General features: G+C 70.2%; 17 protein-coding genes. 8 read left to right on the forward strand and 9 right to left on the reverse strand.

The features are described 5' to 3' along the window. The first annotated feature begins 84 nt into the window (after positions 1–84). Complete coding sequence (locus tag AC5L38_RS09125; RefSeq protein WP_495242308.1) at positions 85–879, forward strand: hypothetical protein; 795 nt, start codon at positions 85–87, stop codon at positions 877–879. A 113-nt stretch (positions 880–992) separates the two neighbouring features. Here the strand turns inward: AC5L38_RS09125 and AC5L38_RS09130 are convergent, their stop codons facing one another. From AC5L38_RS09130 to AC5L38_RS09140, 3 genes are all read right to left on the reverse strand, one after another. Next, a complete protein-coding gene (locus tag AC5L38_RS09130; protein WP_440100364.1) occupies positions 993–1,553 on the reverse strand; it encodes a TetR family transcriptional regulator in 561 nt (186 codons plus the stop codon). A gap of 132 nt (positions 1,554–1,685) precedes the next feature. Further along, positions 1,686–3,440, reverse strand: a complete 1,755-nt coding sequence (locus tag AC5L38_RS09135; protein WP_495242309.1) for an SDR family oxidoreductase — start codon at positions 3,438–3,440, stop codon at positions 1,686–1,688. A 28-nt stretch (positions 3,441–3,468) separates the two neighbouring features. Then, positions 3,469–4,575 carry a CapA family protein gene (locus AC5L38_RS09140; protein WP_495242310.1) on the reverse strand — a complete coding sequence of 369 codons (1,107 nt, stop codon included), beginning with the start codon at positions 4,573–4,575 and terminating at the stop codon, positions 3,469–3,471. A gap of 124 nt (positions 4,576–4,699) precedes the next feature. Here AC5L38_RS09140 and AC5L38_RS09145 point away from each other — a divergent pair, with 124 nt between their 5' ends. Together AC5L38_RS09145 and AC5L38_RS09150 are read left to right on the forward strand one after the other, a co-directional pair. Then, complete coding sequence (locus AC5L38_RS09145) at positions 4,700–5,119, forward strand: Fur family transcriptional regulator (RefSeq protein WP_495242311.1); 420 nt, start codon at positions 4,700–4,702, stop codon at positions 5,117–5,119. A gap of 22 nt (positions 5,120–5,141) precedes the next feature. Then, complete coding sequence (locus AC5L38_RS09150; protein WP_495242312.1) at positions 5,142–6,596, forward strand: catalase; 1,455 nt, start codon at positions 5,142–5,144, stop codon at positions 6,594–6,596. A 193-nt stretch (positions 6,597–6,789) separates the two neighbouring features. Here AC5L38_RS09150 and AC5L38_RS09155 read toward each other — a convergent pair whose 3' ends face one another. The 3 genes from AC5L38_RS09155 to AC5L38_RS09165 all read right to left on the reverse strand — a co-directional run bounded on the left by AC5L38_RS09155 (position 6,790) and on the right by AC5L38_RS09165 (position 8,358). Then, a complete protein-coding gene (locus AC5L38_RS09155) occupies positions 6,790–6,996 on the reverse strand; it encodes a DUF397 domain-containing protein (RefSeq protein WP_495242313.1) in 207 nt (68 codons plus the stop codon). A gap of 245 nt (positions 6,997–7,241) precedes the next feature. Beyond that, positions 7,242–7,448 carry a DUF397 domain-containing protein gene (locus tag AC5L38_RS09160; RefSeq protein ID WP_495242314.1) on the reverse strand — a complete coding sequence of 69 codons (207 nt, stop codon included), beginning with the start codon at positions 7,446–7,448 and terminating at the stop codon, positions 7,242–7,244. A 46-nt stretch (positions 7,449–7,494) separates the two neighbouring features. Then, positions 7,495–8,358 (reverse strand): helix-turn-helix domain-containing protein, encoded by an 864-nt coding sequence (locus AC5L38_RS09165; RefSeq protein WP_495242315.1) that lies wholly within the window; start codon positions 8,356–8,358, stop codon positions 7,495–7,497. A 468-nt stretch (positions 8,359–8,826) separates the two neighbouring features. Between AC5L38_RS09165 and AC5L38_RS09170 the strand changes: the two genes are divergently transcribed. The 5 genes from AC5L38_RS09170 to AC5L38_RS09190 all read left to right on the forward strand — a co-directional run bounded on the left by AC5L38_RS09170 (position 8,827) and on the right by AC5L38_RS09190 (position 13,983). After that, a complete protein-coding gene (locus AC5L38_RS09170) occupies positions 8,827–9,087 on the forward strand; it encodes a hypothetical protein (RefSeq protein ID WP_495242316.1) in 261 nt (86 codons plus the stop codon). Beyond that, positions 9,071–10,072: a hypothetical protein gene (locus AC5L38_RS09175; RefSeq protein ID WP_495242317.1), complete on the forward strand. Its 1,002-nt coding sequence runs from the start codon at positions 9,071–9,073 to the stop codon at positions 10,070–10,072. The genes AC5L38_RS09170 and AC5L38_RS09175 overlap by 17 nt, the downstream gene beginning before the upstream one ends. Positions 10,073–10,178: 106 nt before the next feature. Further along, complete coding sequence (locus AC5L38_RS09180; RefSeq protein ID WP_495242318.1) at positions 10,179–12,371, forward strand: molybdopterin-dependent oxidoreductase; 2,193 nt, start codon at positions 10,179–10,181, stop codon at positions 12,369–12,371. A 101-nt stretch (positions 12,372–12,472) separates the two neighbouring features. Next, a complete protein-coding gene (locus AC5L38_RS09185) occupies positions 12,473–13,027 on the forward strand; it encodes an HD domain-containing protein (RefSeq protein WP_362690460.1) in 555 nt (184 codons plus the stop codon). Between the two features lie 41 nt (positions 13,028–13,068). Continuing rightward, positions 13,069–13,983 (forward strand): Rieske (2Fe-2S) protein, encoded by a 915-nt coding sequence (locus AC5L38_RS09190; RefSeq protein ID WP_495242319.1) that lies wholly within the window; start codon positions 13,069–13,071, stop codon positions 13,981–13,983. A gap of 270 nt (positions 13,984–14,253) precedes the next feature. Here AC5L38_RS09190 and AC5L38_RS09195 read toward each other — a convergent pair whose 3' ends face one another. From AC5L38_RS09195 to AC5L38_RS09205, 3 genes are all read right to left on the reverse strand, one after another. Beyond that, entirely contained in the window at positions 14,254–14,481 is a 228-nt protein-coding gene (locus AC5L38_RS09195) for a DUF8836 family protein (protein WP_440083857.1), read from the reverse strand. Between the two features lie 30 nt (positions 14,482–14,511). Continuing rightward, positions 14,512–15,267, reverse strand: coding sequence for a sulfite exporter TauE/SafE family protein (locus AC5L38_RS09200; protein WP_495242320.1), 756 nt, complete (start codon positions 15,265–15,267; stop codon positions 14,512–14,514). A 159-nt stretch (positions 15,268–15,426) separates the two neighbouring features. Next, positions 15,427–16,554, reverse strand: coding sequence for an SPFH domain-containing protein (locus AC5L38_RS09205; protein ID WP_495242321.1), 1,128 nt, complete (start codon positions 16,552–16,554; stop codon positions 15,427–15,429). Positions 16,555–16,679: the final 125 nt, after the last annotated feature.

The following is a 16,679-nucleotide window of genomic DNA, read 5'->3' on the forward strand; positions in this document are numbered from 1 at the left end:
CTACGCGTTTTTCCCCAGCAAAACGGGCATATGAGCGACGAGTCCTGCTAGAGGAGGGTGTCACGGGGAGGAGCCGCGATGGGCATGTCCAGGCAGACATCGTTCACGTTGATGCTTCTCCTGTCCTTCTCGGTGATCGTTCCGGGGTCCGCCGGATACCTGTCGGTCAAGATGGAGGCGATCGGGCAGGCCCACCGGGAGCTGCTCACCCTGGAGAGCCGGATCCGCGCAGAGAGGCTCGCCGCCCGGATCAGGAAGCTGGAGCGAACCTCCCGGGACCGGCGGCTCCAGCCGATCATCTCGTCCGGCCGCGAGCCCTGTGACCCCTCCACGAGGCTCCGCGACGAGCAGGAACCGCGGCCTTCCGGCCCCGCGGCGGTCGTGCCGGTGCCGGTGGCGGGCGCGGAAGGGGCGCGCGAGAGGCGACCGCACGCGCGAAGGCACGTCGAGAGGCACGTCGCCCACGGCCGGAACACCCAGCGATGGGACGCGCGAGGACCGCACACGCGGGGACCGGACACCTCGGGATCGGACATCTGGGGACCGGACATCTGGGGACCGGACGTGGGAGGCCCGGGGCCGTCGTGGCAGGACGCGCGGGAGCCCGGAGCGCAGCGGCTGACGGCGCAGGGACCCCTCGAAGCCGGGACGACCGGCGACGCCGCCCCCGTGGAGCGGTGGTCGCAGCTCGAACGCCGGGGCAGGCCGCACCGGGAGGGCGAGGCTCGGGACGCGACCGACACCGGGAGCGCTCCGGAGGGCACCGGCGCGTCCCCCGGCGAGGACCTCCCTGACGGCCCTCCCCTGACCGAGACGGAGGCGAAGACCGAGACGCGCGCGGACTTCGGCCCCCGTCAGACCGGGACACGGGCGAACTGACACGCCGGTCCCTTGAGCGGCTCACGCTCCCTCCGGATACGCCGGCGGCCCTCGGAGCGAGACGCGGGCGACCGGCGGTCCGGCCCCTTCGCGGCCCGCCCCACCCGCGTCTCTCAGACCGAGACGCGGGCGAACTGGCGGTTCAGGTAGCCGCGGATCAGGCGCTTGGCCTCGGCCACGATCTCCGGGGCGCCGTTCGGGTCGCGCCGGAAGGCCAGCTTGAGCACGGCGTCACCGGCCTCCACCGCGACGAGGACGGCCAGGTCGAACTCCTCGCTGTCGGCCAGCCCGTACTCCTGCAGGAGAAGGCCGCGCAGGCGTCCGGCGATCACCGTGTTGTTCTCGGACCCGGGGTCGAGCAGGTTGAGGTCGACGACGTCGCCGAAGTGCAGGGATCGGAACCCCGGCACGGTCCGGTGCATCTCCACGTACTCGTCGATGATCGCGTCGACCGCGTCCCACCAGCCGGCGTAGTCCTCCAGCAGGAAGCGCCTGCCGATCCGGGAGACGAATCCCTCCACGTGGCGCCGGGTCACCGCCTGGGTGAGGGCCCGCTTGTCGGGGAAGAACTGGTAGACCGAACCGATCGCGACCCCCGCGCGCTCGGCGATCCTCGTGGTGGAGAGCGCGTCGTAGCCGATCTCGTCCAGCAGGTCGGCACACGCGTCGAGCATCCGCTCGACACGTCGCGCGCTTCGTCGTTGGGTGGGTTGCCGGCGTAGTGGAGCCTCACCCGGCTCCTCGCAGGAGATGGTGGACACCCCACCATCTTGCCCCTCTGACAGGCCGGGGTCAGCGCTTATTCGTCAATCGCGAGATTTCTCCGCCCCCGGAGAGCTCCGGAGAGCCCCCGGTGAGCCCCCGGTGAGCCGGACGAGCCCCGCCAGGCGGCGGGTGAGCGCCGGGGAGACCCGCGAGAGCGCGTAACCGATCTTGCCCTCCGCGTTCACCGCGACGACGGGCAGATCGCGGTGGACGGCGCGCAGGATGTGCGCGGCCACCCGCTCGGGTGGGTACCCGCGAGCGGCCAGCGCCCTGCCCGCCGACTCCCCGGCGACCCCGGCCAGGTCGCCGACGTAGGTGGCGTTCCGCGCGATCGCGGTGGAGACGAACCCGGGGCAGATCGTGGAGACCCCGATCCCCTGCCCGGCGAGCTCGGCGCGCAGGCAGTCGCCGAGCATCTTCACGGCCGCCTTCGACGTCGAGTACGCGGGCAGCAGCCTGCTGGGGAGGAAGGCGGCGAGCGAGGCCACGTTCACGATGTGACCGCCCTGGCCACGTTCGGCCATCTGGGCGGCGAACAGGCGGCAGCCGTGGATGACACCCCACAGGTTCACGTCCAGGGTCCGCCGCCAGTCGTCGACCGTGTGGTCCAGGAACGGGCCGGCCACCGCGATCCCCGCGTTGTTGACCACGATGTCGGGCACGCCGTACCGGTCCCTGACCAGCCGGGCGAACTCCTCCATCCCCTCGGCGTCCGCGACGTCCACCCGGTGGGCGTGCGCCGCGCCCCCGCTCCGCGCGATGCCCTCCACAGCATCGCGCGCGGCGTCGAGGTCGATGTCCGCGCAGACCACCTCGGCACCGTGCGCGGCGAAGGCGCGGGCGGTGGCCCGGCCGATCCCGCCGCCCGCGCCGGTGACCACCACCAGCCGGCCGTCGAAGGGCCCGCGCTCACCGGGCCGGTCCCTGCGCAGCTCCCTGGAGGGCGGCGCCCCCTCGACGTGCTCGGCGAACTCGGCGATCATGCGGGCGAGCACGCCGGGGTGGCTGCGCTGCACCCAGTGGCCGGCGGGGACGCGGCGGTGCCACAGCCGGGGCGCCCAGCGGTGCGCCGAGGCGAGCAGCGCGGGGGAGACGAACGGATCCCCGGTGGCCTCGACGAGCTGGACCGGCATCCGCGGCGCGGGCTCGGGCGCGGCGGGTGACGCGCCGCGGCCGGTCAGCATGTTGGCCCGGTAGAGGCCGAGACCGTTCAGGCCGTCCCTGACGAGCGTCTCCGCCGGGTGTCCCGGCCGTCCCGGCACGCCCACCGACCGGCTCACCACGCGCCGCAGCACGGCGCGCAGCACGAGCTCGGGGACCACGGGCACCTGGAAGGCGCCGATGTACCAGGACCGCAGGAGCTGCCCGGCGACCTCGCGCCGCCCGCCGTGCCGTACGAAGTGCGCGGCCTTCTCCAGGTGCGGGCCGCCGACGGAGGTGAAGGAGAGGATCCGCTCCTCGATGCCCGGCCTGCCGATCAGCCTCCAGCCCTGGATGGACCCCCAGTCGTGTCCCACGAGGTGCACTCCCGGCTTGCCCACCGCGTCGAGGACCGCGGTCAGGTCGGCGGCCAGGTGGTCGTAGCCGTAGCCCTCGGTGGCGCGCGGGGCACCGGAGAGCCCGGCGCCGCGGACGTCGTAGCGGACCACGTGGAAGCGGTCCTCCAGCAGCGCGGCGACCTCGTCCCAGACCCGGTGGGTGTCGGGGTAGCCGTGCACGAGCACGACGGTCGGGGACGCGGGGTCACCCTGCTCGAACAGCGCCAGCCGGACGTCGCCGGACTCCACCCACCGCATCACGGCCTCCCGCCCATGTCCTTCAGAGCTACCCCGACTGGCCGGGCCTGGCGGACAGGCCTGTGCAGCCGCGCAGCGCCTTCCAGCCCGTGACGGCCTGCTGCCTCCCGGTGCCGGTGAGCGGGATCGGCACCCCGCCCTGGATGGTGGCCGGGGTCCACTGGTCCTTGAGCACCTTGCGGCCGTTGATCGTCAGGGTGAGCACGCCGGTCCTGCCGGTGTCCGGGCCCCAGTTGTAGAAGACGAAGTTGCCCAGGCCGTAGCTGACGTAGCTGTTCTTCAGGTATCCGGCGCCGAGCAGGATGTGCGCGTGGCCGCCGACGACGACGTCCGCCCCGGCCGCGACCAGCTTGGGCGCCAGGCCGCGCTGCGCCTCGTTGGGGCACTTCTGCAGCTCGGTGCCCCAGTGCAGGTGGACGATCACGGTGTCGGAGTTCTTGCGCGCCCTGCGCACCTCCTGGATCAGCCGCGCCTCGTCCTTGGCCGAGGCGAGGCCGCCCTGGTCTCCGGTGGCCGTCCACGCCTGGACGAACTCCGCGTCCAGCACCTGGGTCGCGCCGATGATGGCGACGCGGTTGCCGTTCACGGTCGTCCGCCACGGCTTGTACGCCTCGGCCTCGTTCCTGCCCACGCCCACGACGGGGAACTTGGAACGCTTGATGGCGGCGAGGGAGTCCTTCAGCCCGCTCTGCATGTAGTCCATGCCGTGGTTGTTCGCCAGCGAGGCGACGTCCACCCCGGACGCCTTCAGCGCGGTGAGCGCCGCCGCCGGGGCACGGAAGGTGTACTGCTTGCCGGGGGCGGGGGTGCCGCCGGTGGTGATCGCGGTCTCCAGGTTGACCATCGCCAGGTCGGAGCGCTTGAGCACCCTGGCGATCGGGCCGAGCGCGGTCTTCGGATCGGCGTTCAGCCGGGTGCGCAGCACGCCCTCGAAGTGCACGTCCCCGCCGAAGGAGATGGTGTACGGCCTGCGCTCGGGCGTGGGGGTGGCCTCGGCCGGTTCGGTGGGCTTCTCCACGACGTCGGGGGACGATTCGGGGGCGGCCGACTCGGCGGCGGAGCAGGCCGCGAGGAGCACGGCTGAGGCGGTGATCGCGGCGGCCAGGGTGAGGCGGCGAGCTGTGTACGTGTCCATCGGTATTCGAGGATGCCATCTCCCCCACCGCCTGTGTCACAACTCGCCCCACCAGATTTGTTTCATTGAACCTGGAGCATGTCGTTAATTTGAATCATTCAGGTTTAGGTCGTACGGTGTGGTCATGGAGGACGAGGACCGGCTCCGGCAGGCGGGCCTGCGAGTGACCGCGGCCCGCCTGGCGATCATGCGGACCGTGCGGGAGGGCGACCACCTCGACGTGGACGCCGTCCATCACGGTGTGCTGAGCCGCGTCGGCCAGGTCTCCCTGCAGGCCGTCTACGACTCACTGCACGCGTTGCACAGGGCCGGGCTCCTCCGGCGAATAGAACCCGCGGGCAGCCCCGCCCGGTACGAGACGCGGATCGGTGACAACCATCACCACCTCGTCTGCCGCCGGTGCGGGAAGGTCACCGACGTGGACTGCGCCGTCGGCCACGCGCCCTGTCTCGACCCGGTCTCCGACTCCGGATACCTGGTCGACGAGGCGGACGTGATCTTCTGGGGCATGTGCCCCGGCTGTCGTTCCGAAGAAACTCGATGAAGAGAACCCCCGGAGGACCTCTATGAGCACCAGGCCCATCACCACCACCGACGCGGGAATCGCCGCGCCGAGCGACGAGCACTCCCTGTCCGTCGGCCCGAACGGCCCCCTGCTGCTGCAGGACCACTACCTGATCCAGAAGATGGCCCACTTCAACCGGGAGCGCGTGCCCGAGCGGGTGGTCCACGCCAAGGGCGGCGGCGCGCACGGCGTCCTCCAGATCACCGAGGACGTCAGCCAGTTCACCAAGGCGGGCCTGTTCGCCAAGGGCAAGGAGACCCCGCTCTTCATCCGCTTCTCCTCGGTCGCGGGTGAGCTCGGCAGCCCCGACACCCAGCGCGACCCGCGCGGCTTCGCGCTGAAGTTCTACACCGAGGAGGGCAACTACGACCTCGTCGGCAACAACACGCCGATCTTCTTCATCCGCGACCCGCAGAAGTTCTCCGACTTCATCCACAGCCAGAAGCGCCGCGCCGACACCAACCTGCGCGACCACAACATGCAGTGGGACTTCTGGACGCTCTCACCGGAGAGCGCCCACCAGGTGACGTTCCTGATGACCGACCGCGGCACCCCGGCGTCCTGGCGCCACATGCACGGCTTCGGCTCGCACACCTTCCTCTGGTACAACGCCGCCGGCGAGAAGTTCTGGGTCAAGTACCACTTCAGGACCGACCAGGGCGTCAAGAACTTCACCGACGCCGAGGCCGGCGCGGTCATCGCGCAGGACGCCGACTTCCACATCCGCGACCTGCACACCGCGATCGCGAACGGCGACCACCCGTCCTGGACGGTGAACGTCCAGGTCATGCCGTTCGAGGCCGCCGCCGACTACCGGTTCAACCCGTTCGACCTGACCAAGGTGTGGCCGCACTCCGACTACCCCGAGATCACGATCGGCAGGTTCGTGCTGAACCGCAACCCGGCGAACTACTTCGCCGAGGTCGAGCAGTCGAGCTTCGAGCCGTCCAACCTGGTGCCGGGCATCGGCCCGTCCCCGGACAAGATGCTCCAGGGCCGGCTGTTCTCCTACCCGGACGCCCACCGCTACCGCATCGGCGTCAACTACCAGCAGCTGCCGATCAACGCGCCGAAGGCTCCCGTCCACAGCTACAACAAGGACGGCCAGATGCGCTTCAACAACCCGGGCGACCCGGTCTACGCCCCCAACTCCGTCGCCGGCCCCGCGGCCGACCCGACGCTGTACGAGGGCGAGCACTACCAGGTGACCGGTGAGATCCTCCGTTCCGCCTACACCCTGCACCGTGAGGACGACGACTTCGTCCAGCCCCGCGCGCTGTGGGAGAACGTGCTGTCCGACACCGACCGCTCCCACCTGGTGAGCAACGTCGTCGGCCACGCCTCCGCCCCGGAGGTCACCGCCGAGATGAAGAAGCGCGTCGTCGAGTACTGGACGAACGTCCACAAGGACCTCGGCCAGGGCGTCGCCCAGGGCCTCGGCATCGCCGCCGAGTAGTCACACCTTTTCTCCTCGTACGGCCCGCGTCTCTCCGGAGACGCGGGCCGTACGGCTGTCTTACGGCCTCGCCCTGCGGCTTTCGTTGCACGGCTTTCCCCGGTCGCCCTTGGCAGTCCCCGATTGTCCCCGGACACACGAAAGGGGGCTGTCTCGTCGTTGAGCAAGCCCCCGGTCCTGGAAGGACGGCCGTTCAGAGGTCGAGGGCCCCGCCCTTCACCGCCGCGACGAACGCGGTCCACCCCGGCCGGCCGAAGACCAGCACCGCTCCGCCCCTGTCCTTGCTGTCCCTGACCGCGAATCCCCGCCCGGGCAGGTGAGCCACCTCGACACAGTTACCGTTGGTTCCGCTCTGCCGACTTTTCCGCCATACCACTCTGGACAGGTCAATATCAGACACAACTCACCCCTTCTCCCACGGGGGACCATAAGGCACCTTAAGGATGAAGGCGTGACGAAGAACTTGCAAGGTATTAAGCACGACCGGATAGAACACCGTATCCTGACCGCTCTTCCGGTGTGCGATGATTCTTCCCTGCTCAACCGGTGGGCCCAATCCATCCGGTGGGGCGGAAGCGATGAAAACGCGTTAACCACAGCGGGGCGGCTCTTGTTCTCTTGCGTGAGTGCCGGGGCCGCTTCCCGCTAGATGTCGAACTCCCCTTCCTTCACCCCCCCGACGAAGGAGTCCCACGCACCGGAAGCGAAGGTGAGGACGGGACCGGAGCGGTCCTTGCTGTCACGCACTCCGACTCGCCCCTCGCCCAACCTGGCCACCTCGACACAGTTGCCGCTGGCGGCGCTCAGGGCGCTCTTCTTCCAGATCACATCGTTGTGATTATTCGCGCTCATTATTCTTCCCGGAAATAACGGAACGGGCAGCGGAAACAATATGTCGCTACCTGTCCCAGTACTTGATTGTTTTTTTGATGATCTCCTGTGATGCCGTCTCGTCGAGGGCCCGTTCCATCAGGTAGCCAAAGGCGCGCTCGTACTGGTAGACGATTTCCACGTCCTCGACGAATCGTCCTCCGGGAAGAAGCTCCTCGTAGACGACGTCCTGGAAGTCGGGAAACGTCAGGTGCAGGAACGCCCCGGTGGACACCGGCGGCGGAACGTCCTGGGGAAGAACTCTCATATCCACGTGCTCCAGCTCCGAGACCTCGATCAGGTGCACGAGCTGGTCCCGCATGACGCGAGGGTCGTCGCCGTACTGGTTCTTCAGCACGGATTCGTGCAACACGCTCACGTGGGTCAGCGGATCGGCCTCGTGCAGCAGCGTGCGCTGCCGCGCCAGCCGTATCTCGACCCGGTCCTGGATCCAGCTCGGCGGAAGCAGGCTGGACTCCTGGTTCGCGGCGTGAACGCCCAGGACGTAACCCTCCGTCTGGAGGAGACCCGGCACGATCTGGGGTTCCCAGTTTCGCGCCACGGTGGCCTCCGCCTCCATCCCGATGAGCGTGATGTAGTCATCGGGCACGGAACCGCGGTATCTCTCCCACCACCCCTTCCGAGCGGCGTCGCGCCGCAGCGTGACGAGAACCTCCCGCAGGGGCTCGTCGACCTCGTAGAGGTCGGCGAGCACCTCGACGTCGACCTCGCTGGCCAGCGTCTTGGCGGTCTCGATCCGGCTGACCTTGGCGGTCGACCACCGCAGGCGCTCGGACACCTCGTCACCGGTCAGGTGAAGTCCTTCGCGAAGCCTGCGCAGCTCCAGACCCAGCCGACGCCGACGGAGCGCTGGACTGCCACGTTGCGGCATCACGACCTCCTCACCATGACGGATGGACGTGCGTCACGGCCTCAACAGGGACCTGACGAATGATAGTGCAAATTACACAGATGCTTGCAGTGCATGTGTGGAACATTATTGCCTTTTTCCTTACGGCAAGTCTTGCAGCCAAATCTATGCTGAGCGACTATCAGAACAGGAAGGTTCTCGAAAGATCGGGGGACCCACCGGTGATCATCCGGAAGGGCGTCTTCGAGTGCCTTCACGAGCCACGTGGTGCGGGGCGGGCACGCGGTTGTCCGGCAACGGTGCCGTCTTCGACGAAACGGAGTTGACGCGGGGAGGCCAGCAGGGGGAGCACGGAAATCGGCCGGCGACGGCCCAGCGTCGCACGCATCAAAGAGGGCGCCTTTGTCCGGCGCAAAAAAACACCGGGTCGGCGGCCACCGACCCGGTTGGCACAAGAACTCCGCGTCAATGCCACGAAAGGAGTCTCCTATGTCCTTCCACCGTACCAACAGAACTCATGGAATCAAGACCTTCATCCTCGATCTGATCTATGTGACCGACCGAGAGCTCTATATGGACCAGGACGAGTGGGCCCACCGGCTCGGCTGGACCGTGACCAGGACCGGTTTCGGGACCAGGCGCTACCGCGAGCCCCGGTTCGACCTCCTCAAGGCCGAGCGGACCGCCGCTCCCGCGCTCGCCCTGGCACCGGTCCGCGACGAGGGGGTGGGCGGTGACGTCGCGGCGTGACCCCCGCCACGGCCGCCACCGCGGCTACGGCGGCCGGTCTCCCGGCGGGGCGGGTCTTCTCGTCCGGCTGTGGCGCTGGCGAACGGAGATGATCCTGCTCGCCACCGTCTCGTCCCTCCTGGTCACCGTGGTCCTCTCGTTCGGAGAGGGCGACCGGTGGCCGTTTCTCGTTCTGGCGGGCACCGCCGGTGTCCTGGCCGCCTCCGGCTTCTGGAGGAGGTGGGTGACGGCACACGCGTGGTGCCTGGTCTCCCGGCACCGCATCCGGCGGGCGTGCGCGGAGATCGGGATACACACCCGCTCGGGCCGGTTGCCGCTGATCTTGTGGATCACCCCCTCCGCGGCCGGGGAGAAGGCGCTCGTCCTCGCCAGGGCCGGGACCTGTGCCGAGGACTTCGACGCCTTCTCCGCCGAGATCGCGGCGGCGTGCTGCGCCCGTGACGCCGTGGTCTCCCGGCACGGTGAGTGGGCGAACCTGCTGACCGTCGAGATCGTCAGGAGGGACGAGGCCACCGGCCCGCCCGTGGGTCTCGACCGGCTCTACGGGCGGGCGAACTGGGTGAGCCCGCGAGCCGGCCGGTCCGCGGAGGAGGGGACCGGTACGCGCCCGGCCGGAAGGTTCGCAGCCCCGCTCCCCCTGCCGGGAGGGCTTCCCGAGCCTGACGGGATCCCCGAGCCTGACAGGTTCCCCGGGGCTGGAGAGCCTCCCGGCCCCAGGGAGCTTCCCGGCTCCGGGGAGTTCCCCGAACCCGGCGGGTTCCCCGGGCCCCGCGAGCTTCCCGAACCCGGCGGGTTCTCCAGGCCCGGCGAACTTCCCGAGCCCAGGGAACTTTCCGAGCACAGGGAGCTTCCCGAGCACAGGGAGCTTCCCGAGCCCAGGGAGCTTCCCGAGCCCAGGGAGCTTCCCGAGCCCAGGGAGCTTCCCGAGCCCAGGGAGCTTGCCGAGCCCGGTGAGCTTCCCGATCGGCGACGACAGGCCGCGTGAATCCGGAGGGTCGCGCGGCGGGAAGCCCCGGAGATCGCGCTCCGGGGCTTCCCCACGACCCTGACGACGGCCATGATGAGTCCACTCGCCGAACTCAGGAGTGCCGATGAGAACAGCGCACCGGACCTGCCCCCTCTGCGAGGCCGTCTGCGGCCTCCGGCTCACCATCGACGACGCCGGGCACGTCACCTCGGTCAAGGGAGACCGGGACGACCCCTTCTCCAAGGGGTTCATCTGCCCCAAGGGCGCGACCCTGGGCCACCTCGACGAGGACCCGGACCGGCTGCGCGTCCCGATGGTCCGGACGGGCGGCGAGTGGCGCGAGGCCTCCTGGGACGAGGCGTTCCGCACCGTCGCGGAGGGCCTCGCGGGCGTGATCGACGCTCACGGCCGCCAGTCGCTCGCCGTCTACCTCGGCAACCCGAACGCCCACTCCATGGCCGGCGCCCTGTACGGCGGGGCACTGATCCGCGCCCTCGGCACCCGCAACGTCTTCTCCGCGAGCACCGCCGACCAGATGCCCAAGCACGTCTCCTGCGGCCTGATGCTCGGTGACCCGCTGGCCATCGCGGTGCCCGACCTGGACCGCACCGACTACCTGCTGATGCTCGGCGCCAACCCGCTGGAGTCCAACGGCTCGCTCTGCACCGCCCCCGACTTCCCCGGCCGCCTCAAGGCGCTGCGCGGGCGCGGCGGCAAGCTCGTGGTCGTCGACCCGCGCCGCACCCGCACCGCCGCCCTCGCCGACGAGCACCTGTTCGTCCGGCCGGGTACGGACGCCTACCTGTTGTTCGGCATCGTCCACACCCTCCTCGCCGAGGACCTCACCTCGATCGGTGCCGACATCGACGCCGGCATCGGCGGGGTCGGGGTCAACGGGCTGGACGAGGTGAGGCGGCTGGCGCGGGACTTCGCCCCCGAGGTCGTGGCCCCGATGTGCGGGGTGCCCGCCGGGGAGATCGTACGGCTGGCGCGCGAGCTGGCCGCGGCCCCGACGGCCGCCGTCTACGCCCGCATCGGCACCTGTACCGCCGAGTTCGGCACCGTCGCGCAGTGGCTGGTCGACGTCGTCAACGTCCTGACCGGCAACTTCGACCGTCCCGGCGGGGTCATGTTCGCCAAGCCCGCCGTGGAGAACGGCCGCCGGAGCAAGCCGTACACCACGGGACGCTGGCACAGCCGCGTCCGGGGGCTGCCGGAGGCGAACGGCGAGATCCCGGTGGCCACCCTCGCCGACGAGATCGAGACACCGGGTGAGGGGCAGGTCAGGGGGCTGGTCACGGTGGCCGGCAACCCGGTGCTGTCGGCTCCGGGCGGGCCCCGGCTGGACCGGGCCTTCCGCGACCTGGAGTTCATGGTCTGCGTGGACCCGTACCTGAACGAGACCACCCGGCACGCGAACGTCATCCTGCCGCCGCCGCGCGTGACGCAGTCGCCGCACTACGACCTGTCGCTGCTGGCCTTCGCGGTCCGCAACTACGCGAGGTTCTCCCCGCCGGCCCTGCCGCTGGAGCCGGGGCGCCCCTCGGAGGCCGAGATCATGGCGCGGCTGACGATGATCGCCTCGGGGCAGGGCGCGGACGCCGATCCGGCCGCGCTCGACGAGCTGATCCTCGACCGGATGCTCCGCAGGGCCGTCGAGACGCCCGGCTCTCCGGTGGAGGGCGTGGACCCGGCCGAGCTGCGCGCCTCCCTGGACGGCGACAGCGGGGCCGAGAGGCGGCTGGACGCCATGCTCAGGCTCGGCCCGTACGGGCTCTCCCTGGCCACCCTGCTGGCGAACCCGCACGGCATCGACCTGGGCCCGCTGGAGCCCCGGCTGGGGGAGATCATCCGTACGGCCTCGGGGCGGGTGGAGCTGGCACCGGCGCGGCTGGTCGAGGACGCCGCGCGGCTGCGCGGGCGGCTGGCCGTCCCGCCCGCGGAGATCGTGCTGATCGGACGGCGCCACCTGCGGTCCAACAACAGCTGGCTGCACAACGTGGAACCGCTGGTCGGCGGGACCAACCGGTGCACCCTGCAGATCAACCCGGACGACGTGAACAGGCTCGGGCTGGGCGAGCGCGCCGTGGTGCGCTCGGCCGCGGGCGAGCTGGTCGTGCCGCTGGAGCCGACCGACACGATCATGCCGGGAGTGGTGAGCCTGCCCCACGGGTGGGGGCACTCGGGCACCTCGCAGCCGGTGGCCGCCAAGCACGCGGGAGTCAACGCGAACACGCTGACAGACGATTCCGTCGTGGACGCGCCCTCGGGAAACGCCGTGTTCAACGGGGTTCCGGTCACCCTCGGCCGGGCGTGATCCCATGATCGCTCGGAAAAGCGGGATCGACGCGCATTAGGCTTGCGCGCGTGACCACCCCTCCAGCACTGGACCGTCTGCACGCTCAGCTCACCTTCGCCATGGAGATCGACAAGCTCAGACGCATCGTCCGCCGCAACACCCTCATGGACGGGTCGCGGCGGGAGAACGACGCCGAGCACTCCTGGTACGTGGGCATGCTGGCGATGGTCTTGGCCGAACACGCACCACCGGGCACCGACCTCGACAGGGTCGTCGCGATGCTGCTCGTCCACGACATCGTCGAGATCGACGCGGGAGACACGTTCATCTACGACGCCTCGGCCGTCGAGGCCCAGCCGGCCATCGAGCGCAAGGCCGCCGACCGGATCTTCGGGCTGCTCCCCTGCGACCAGGCCGAGCGGTTGCGCGAGCTCTGGGACGAGTTCGAGGAACGCAAGACGCCTGAGGCCAGGTTCGCCAAGGCCCTCGACCGGATCGCGCCCATCATGGCGAACCATCACAACGAGGGCGGCACCTGGTCGCTGTACAAGGTGACCGCCGAGCAGGTGCTGGAAAAGGTGAAGATCATCGAGGAGGGATCGGCGACACTGGGCGCCTACGCCACCGAGATCATCGCCCTGTCCGTCAGCCGGGGGCATTTGGCGCGTGCATAACGCCGTTCTCGGGTAGGTCCCTATGGGTCGAGAAAGGGGCGATGGTGAAGGAAACCGTCAAAACAGGACGCCGGACCTTCAGACGTCTGGTGCCCGGGGTCGAGCTCACCGATCGTATCGAGCGCTCACCCAGGGCCGACAGGCCGATCCGCATACTCGCCAAGGCCGTACGTCAGCGGATCGGTCCCGGGCCGCTACGGGACCTGCTGCACGGGGTGCCGACCGGCAAACCGCTTCACCCGCCGCTCGCCAACCTCAGCCTGGGGCTCTGGGCGGCGACGGCGGTGCTGGACGTGACCCGCTACGATCCACGGGCCTCACGGGTGCTGGTCGCCGGCGGGCTCGCCACCGCGATGCCCGCGGTGGCGGCGGGCGTCACCGACTGGTCCGCCCTCCACCGCGAGCAGCAGCGGGTGGGGTTCGTGCACGCGATCGCCAACCTGACCGCCCTGGGGCTCTACACCGGTTCGCTGGTGTTGAGGCTGGCCGGGCGTGACCGGGCCGGGCGGATGCTGTCGTTCGCCGGTCTGGGTGCCGCGAGCGTGGGCGGCTACCTCGGCGGCCACCTGGCCTACCGGCAGGCGGCCGGGGCCAACCACGCCGAGTCCGTCGCCCATCTGGTCCCGCTGGGCTGGCACGACCTGTGCGAGCTCGGTGACCTGCCCGACGGGCGCCCGGTGACGCGACGGCTCGGCTACATCGACCTGTTCGTGCTGCGCGTGGGCGCCGGGGTCACGGTGCTCGCCGACCAGTGCGCCCATCTGGCGGGCCCGCTCCACCAGGGGCGCCTGATCTCCGAGGAGGGCACCGCCTGCGTGGTCTGCCCGTGGCACGGGAGCACCTTCAGGCTCTCCGACGGGGCCGTCGTGCACGGCCCGGCCACCGCCCCCCAGCCGTCCTTCGAGACCCGGGTCCGCCGCGACGGGGTGCTCCAGGTCCGGCCCGCGCAGATGTGACCGGATGCCGTGGGGAGCCCTTTGGCGGGGGTCTCCACGGCTTTCACAGCTTTCACGGCTTCCGGCGGGAACCCGCATGGCGGGAAACCTTCGCGGGGTCCTTCGCCGTGGGGAGCCCTTGGCCGGAGCCTCGCGCGGGGTGAGCCGACGTCTGTCCGGGCTTCCCCGGGCACAGCACGACACGGCACCACACGGCCCCTGCGCCCCGCCCAGGCGTGACAGGTACGTCCCACCCGGGCGTGACGAGAACCGGCCCGCCGCCGGCCCGGCCTATGTCGGCTTGCCGTCGGCGGGGTGTTCGACCAGAGCGAGAATACGGCTGGACATGAAACGGGCGGTGCGCACGGCCGTTCCGCTCCGGGTGACCTCGCTCACCTCGACGACGCCGCCTCGGGCGTTGGCAACCTCAACGCGACGCCCCGCTCTGGTGGCGCTGACCTCGTAGGTACGGGAACTGTCTCCTGCGTCGATGACAACCTCGACTTTGTCACCTTTCATACCTATATAGGTACCCGTTATGGAGCAGGTTCACCCGTACACCAGTTTGACTATCGCCACTATCCCGATGCAGACGATGAGCCAGCGCAGCACCGGGGCGGGCAGTCTCCTGCCGATCTTCGCGCCGAAGAAGCCGCCGATGGCGGCGCCCAGCGCCACCATCAGGGCCGCCGGCCAGTCGACCTCCGCGATCACGATGAACAGCAGCGCGGCGGCCGCGTTGACCAGCAGCGCGAGCACGTTCTTGGCCGCGTTGAGCCGCTGCAGGCCGTCGTCGAGGAGAGTGCCCATCAGGCCGATGAGCAGCACGCCCTGGGCCGCGCCGAAGTAGCCGCCGTAGATTCCGCAGGCGAACACGCCGACCAGGAGCCAGGGGCCACCGTGCGGGTGGGCGTGCTCCCTCCGGGCACCCAGCCATTTGTTGAGCCTCGGCTGGATCACCACCAGCACGCACGCCACGCCGATCAGGACGGGCACGACGATGTTGAACGTCTCCGGGGGAAGGTAGAGCAGGAGCACCCCACCGGCCACCGCGCCGACCACCGCGGGGATCGCCAGCCTGACCAGCCGCCGGAACTGCCCCCTCAGCTCCACCCGGTAGCCGAACGCGCCCGTCAGCGAACCGGGGACCAGGCCGACGGTGTTGGAGACGTTGGCGACGACCGGGGGCATGCCCAGCGCGACCATCGTCGGGAACGTGATCAGAGACCCGGAACCGACGACGGCGTTGATGCCTCCGGCCCCGATTCCGGCCACGAAGATCGCGACCGCCTCCCACGGCGTCATGCACTTCCCCTCACTGGTAAGGCTCGCGCCCATGACAGGTGCACGGCACTCACCGGATGTTAGGAGGGAAGCGGCGGTTGTCCGGTGGCGGGGTGTCCTTGACGTCCTTGACGGGAGTATCCCTGACCGGGGACCCGTCCATGGCCGGGAACTCGTCTTTCAGCGGGACCCGTCCTTGCCGGGGGACTCGTGCTTCGCCCCGGACCCGTCCTTGCCGGGGGGCGCGTGCTCCGCCCCGGACCCGTCCTTGCCCGAGGGCTCGTCCTTCACCGGCCTCACCCGGGGCCCGTCCGTGACCGAGGGCTCCTCCCTGACCGGGAACCCTTCCGTGTCGGGGAACTTTTCCGTGTCGGGGAACCCTTCCGCGTCCGGGGGCTCGTCCTTCACCGGCTTCGCCGGGAAAAGGTCCGCCGGGCTTTCGAGGGCCCGTCTCAGGTCCGGCGAGACGACCGGCGGCTTGCCCTCGTCCCCCTTGGCGATCTCACGGAGTGCCCGCAGGTACTCGTGGGCGAGAGGCTCCGAGCCGGACCCGCCCTCGTGGACGGCGCGGAAGAGCAGGCCGATCGCGTCGGCCTCCCCCCTGGCCCGCGTCGCCCTGGCCTCGGCGTCGGCCCGCGCCCTGAGCACCGTGGCCTCCGCCTCACCGCGTGCCCTCAGCACGGCCGCCTGCCGCAGGCCCTCGGCCGCGAGGACGTCCGCCTGCTTCCGCCCCTCGGCCGCGAGCACCGCGGCCCGCCTGTCGCGCTCGGCGCGGGCGTATCTCTCCATGGACTCCTGGACGGAGACGGGCGGGTCGATCGCCGTGAGCTCGGCCCTGCCGACGCGGAGACCCCACGCGCCCGTGACGGCTTCGAGCGCCTCGCGCAGCTCGGCCCCGATCTCCTCGCGGGAGGCCAGCGCGCGTTCCACGCTCATCCCGCCGACCACGTCGCGCAGCGTGGTCATGGTGAGCCGCTCCATGGCGATCAGGAAGTTGGTGATCTCATAGGTCGCCGCGCGGGCGTCGACCACCCGGAAGGAGACGGTCGTGTCGACGGAGACGACGAGGTTGTCGGAGGTGACGACCGCCTGCGGCGGGAAGGCGACGACCTGCTCGCGGAGGTCGACCGTGTCCTTGATCCGGTCGATGAACGGCACCACGAGGTTCGGGCCGGGGGCGAGCGTCCTGTGGTAGCGCCCGAACCGCTCCACGACGCCCGCCGTGGCCTGCGGCACGACACGAATCGTCCGGTAGGCGGCGAACACCGCCACGACCATGACGACGAGTGCGGCGACAAGCGATTCCATGAACCATCCCGGGCGGTCGAGTCACGTGGAACTCTTGACCCGGCAGGATATTTGCTTTTCCCCTCACCGGCCTTTGAACGGCCGAAACAGTCTTGGAACCGCCGTGGAATCGCCTTGGGGCCGTC

It is taken from the genome of Streptosporangium nanhuense (genome assembly GCF_059358815.1).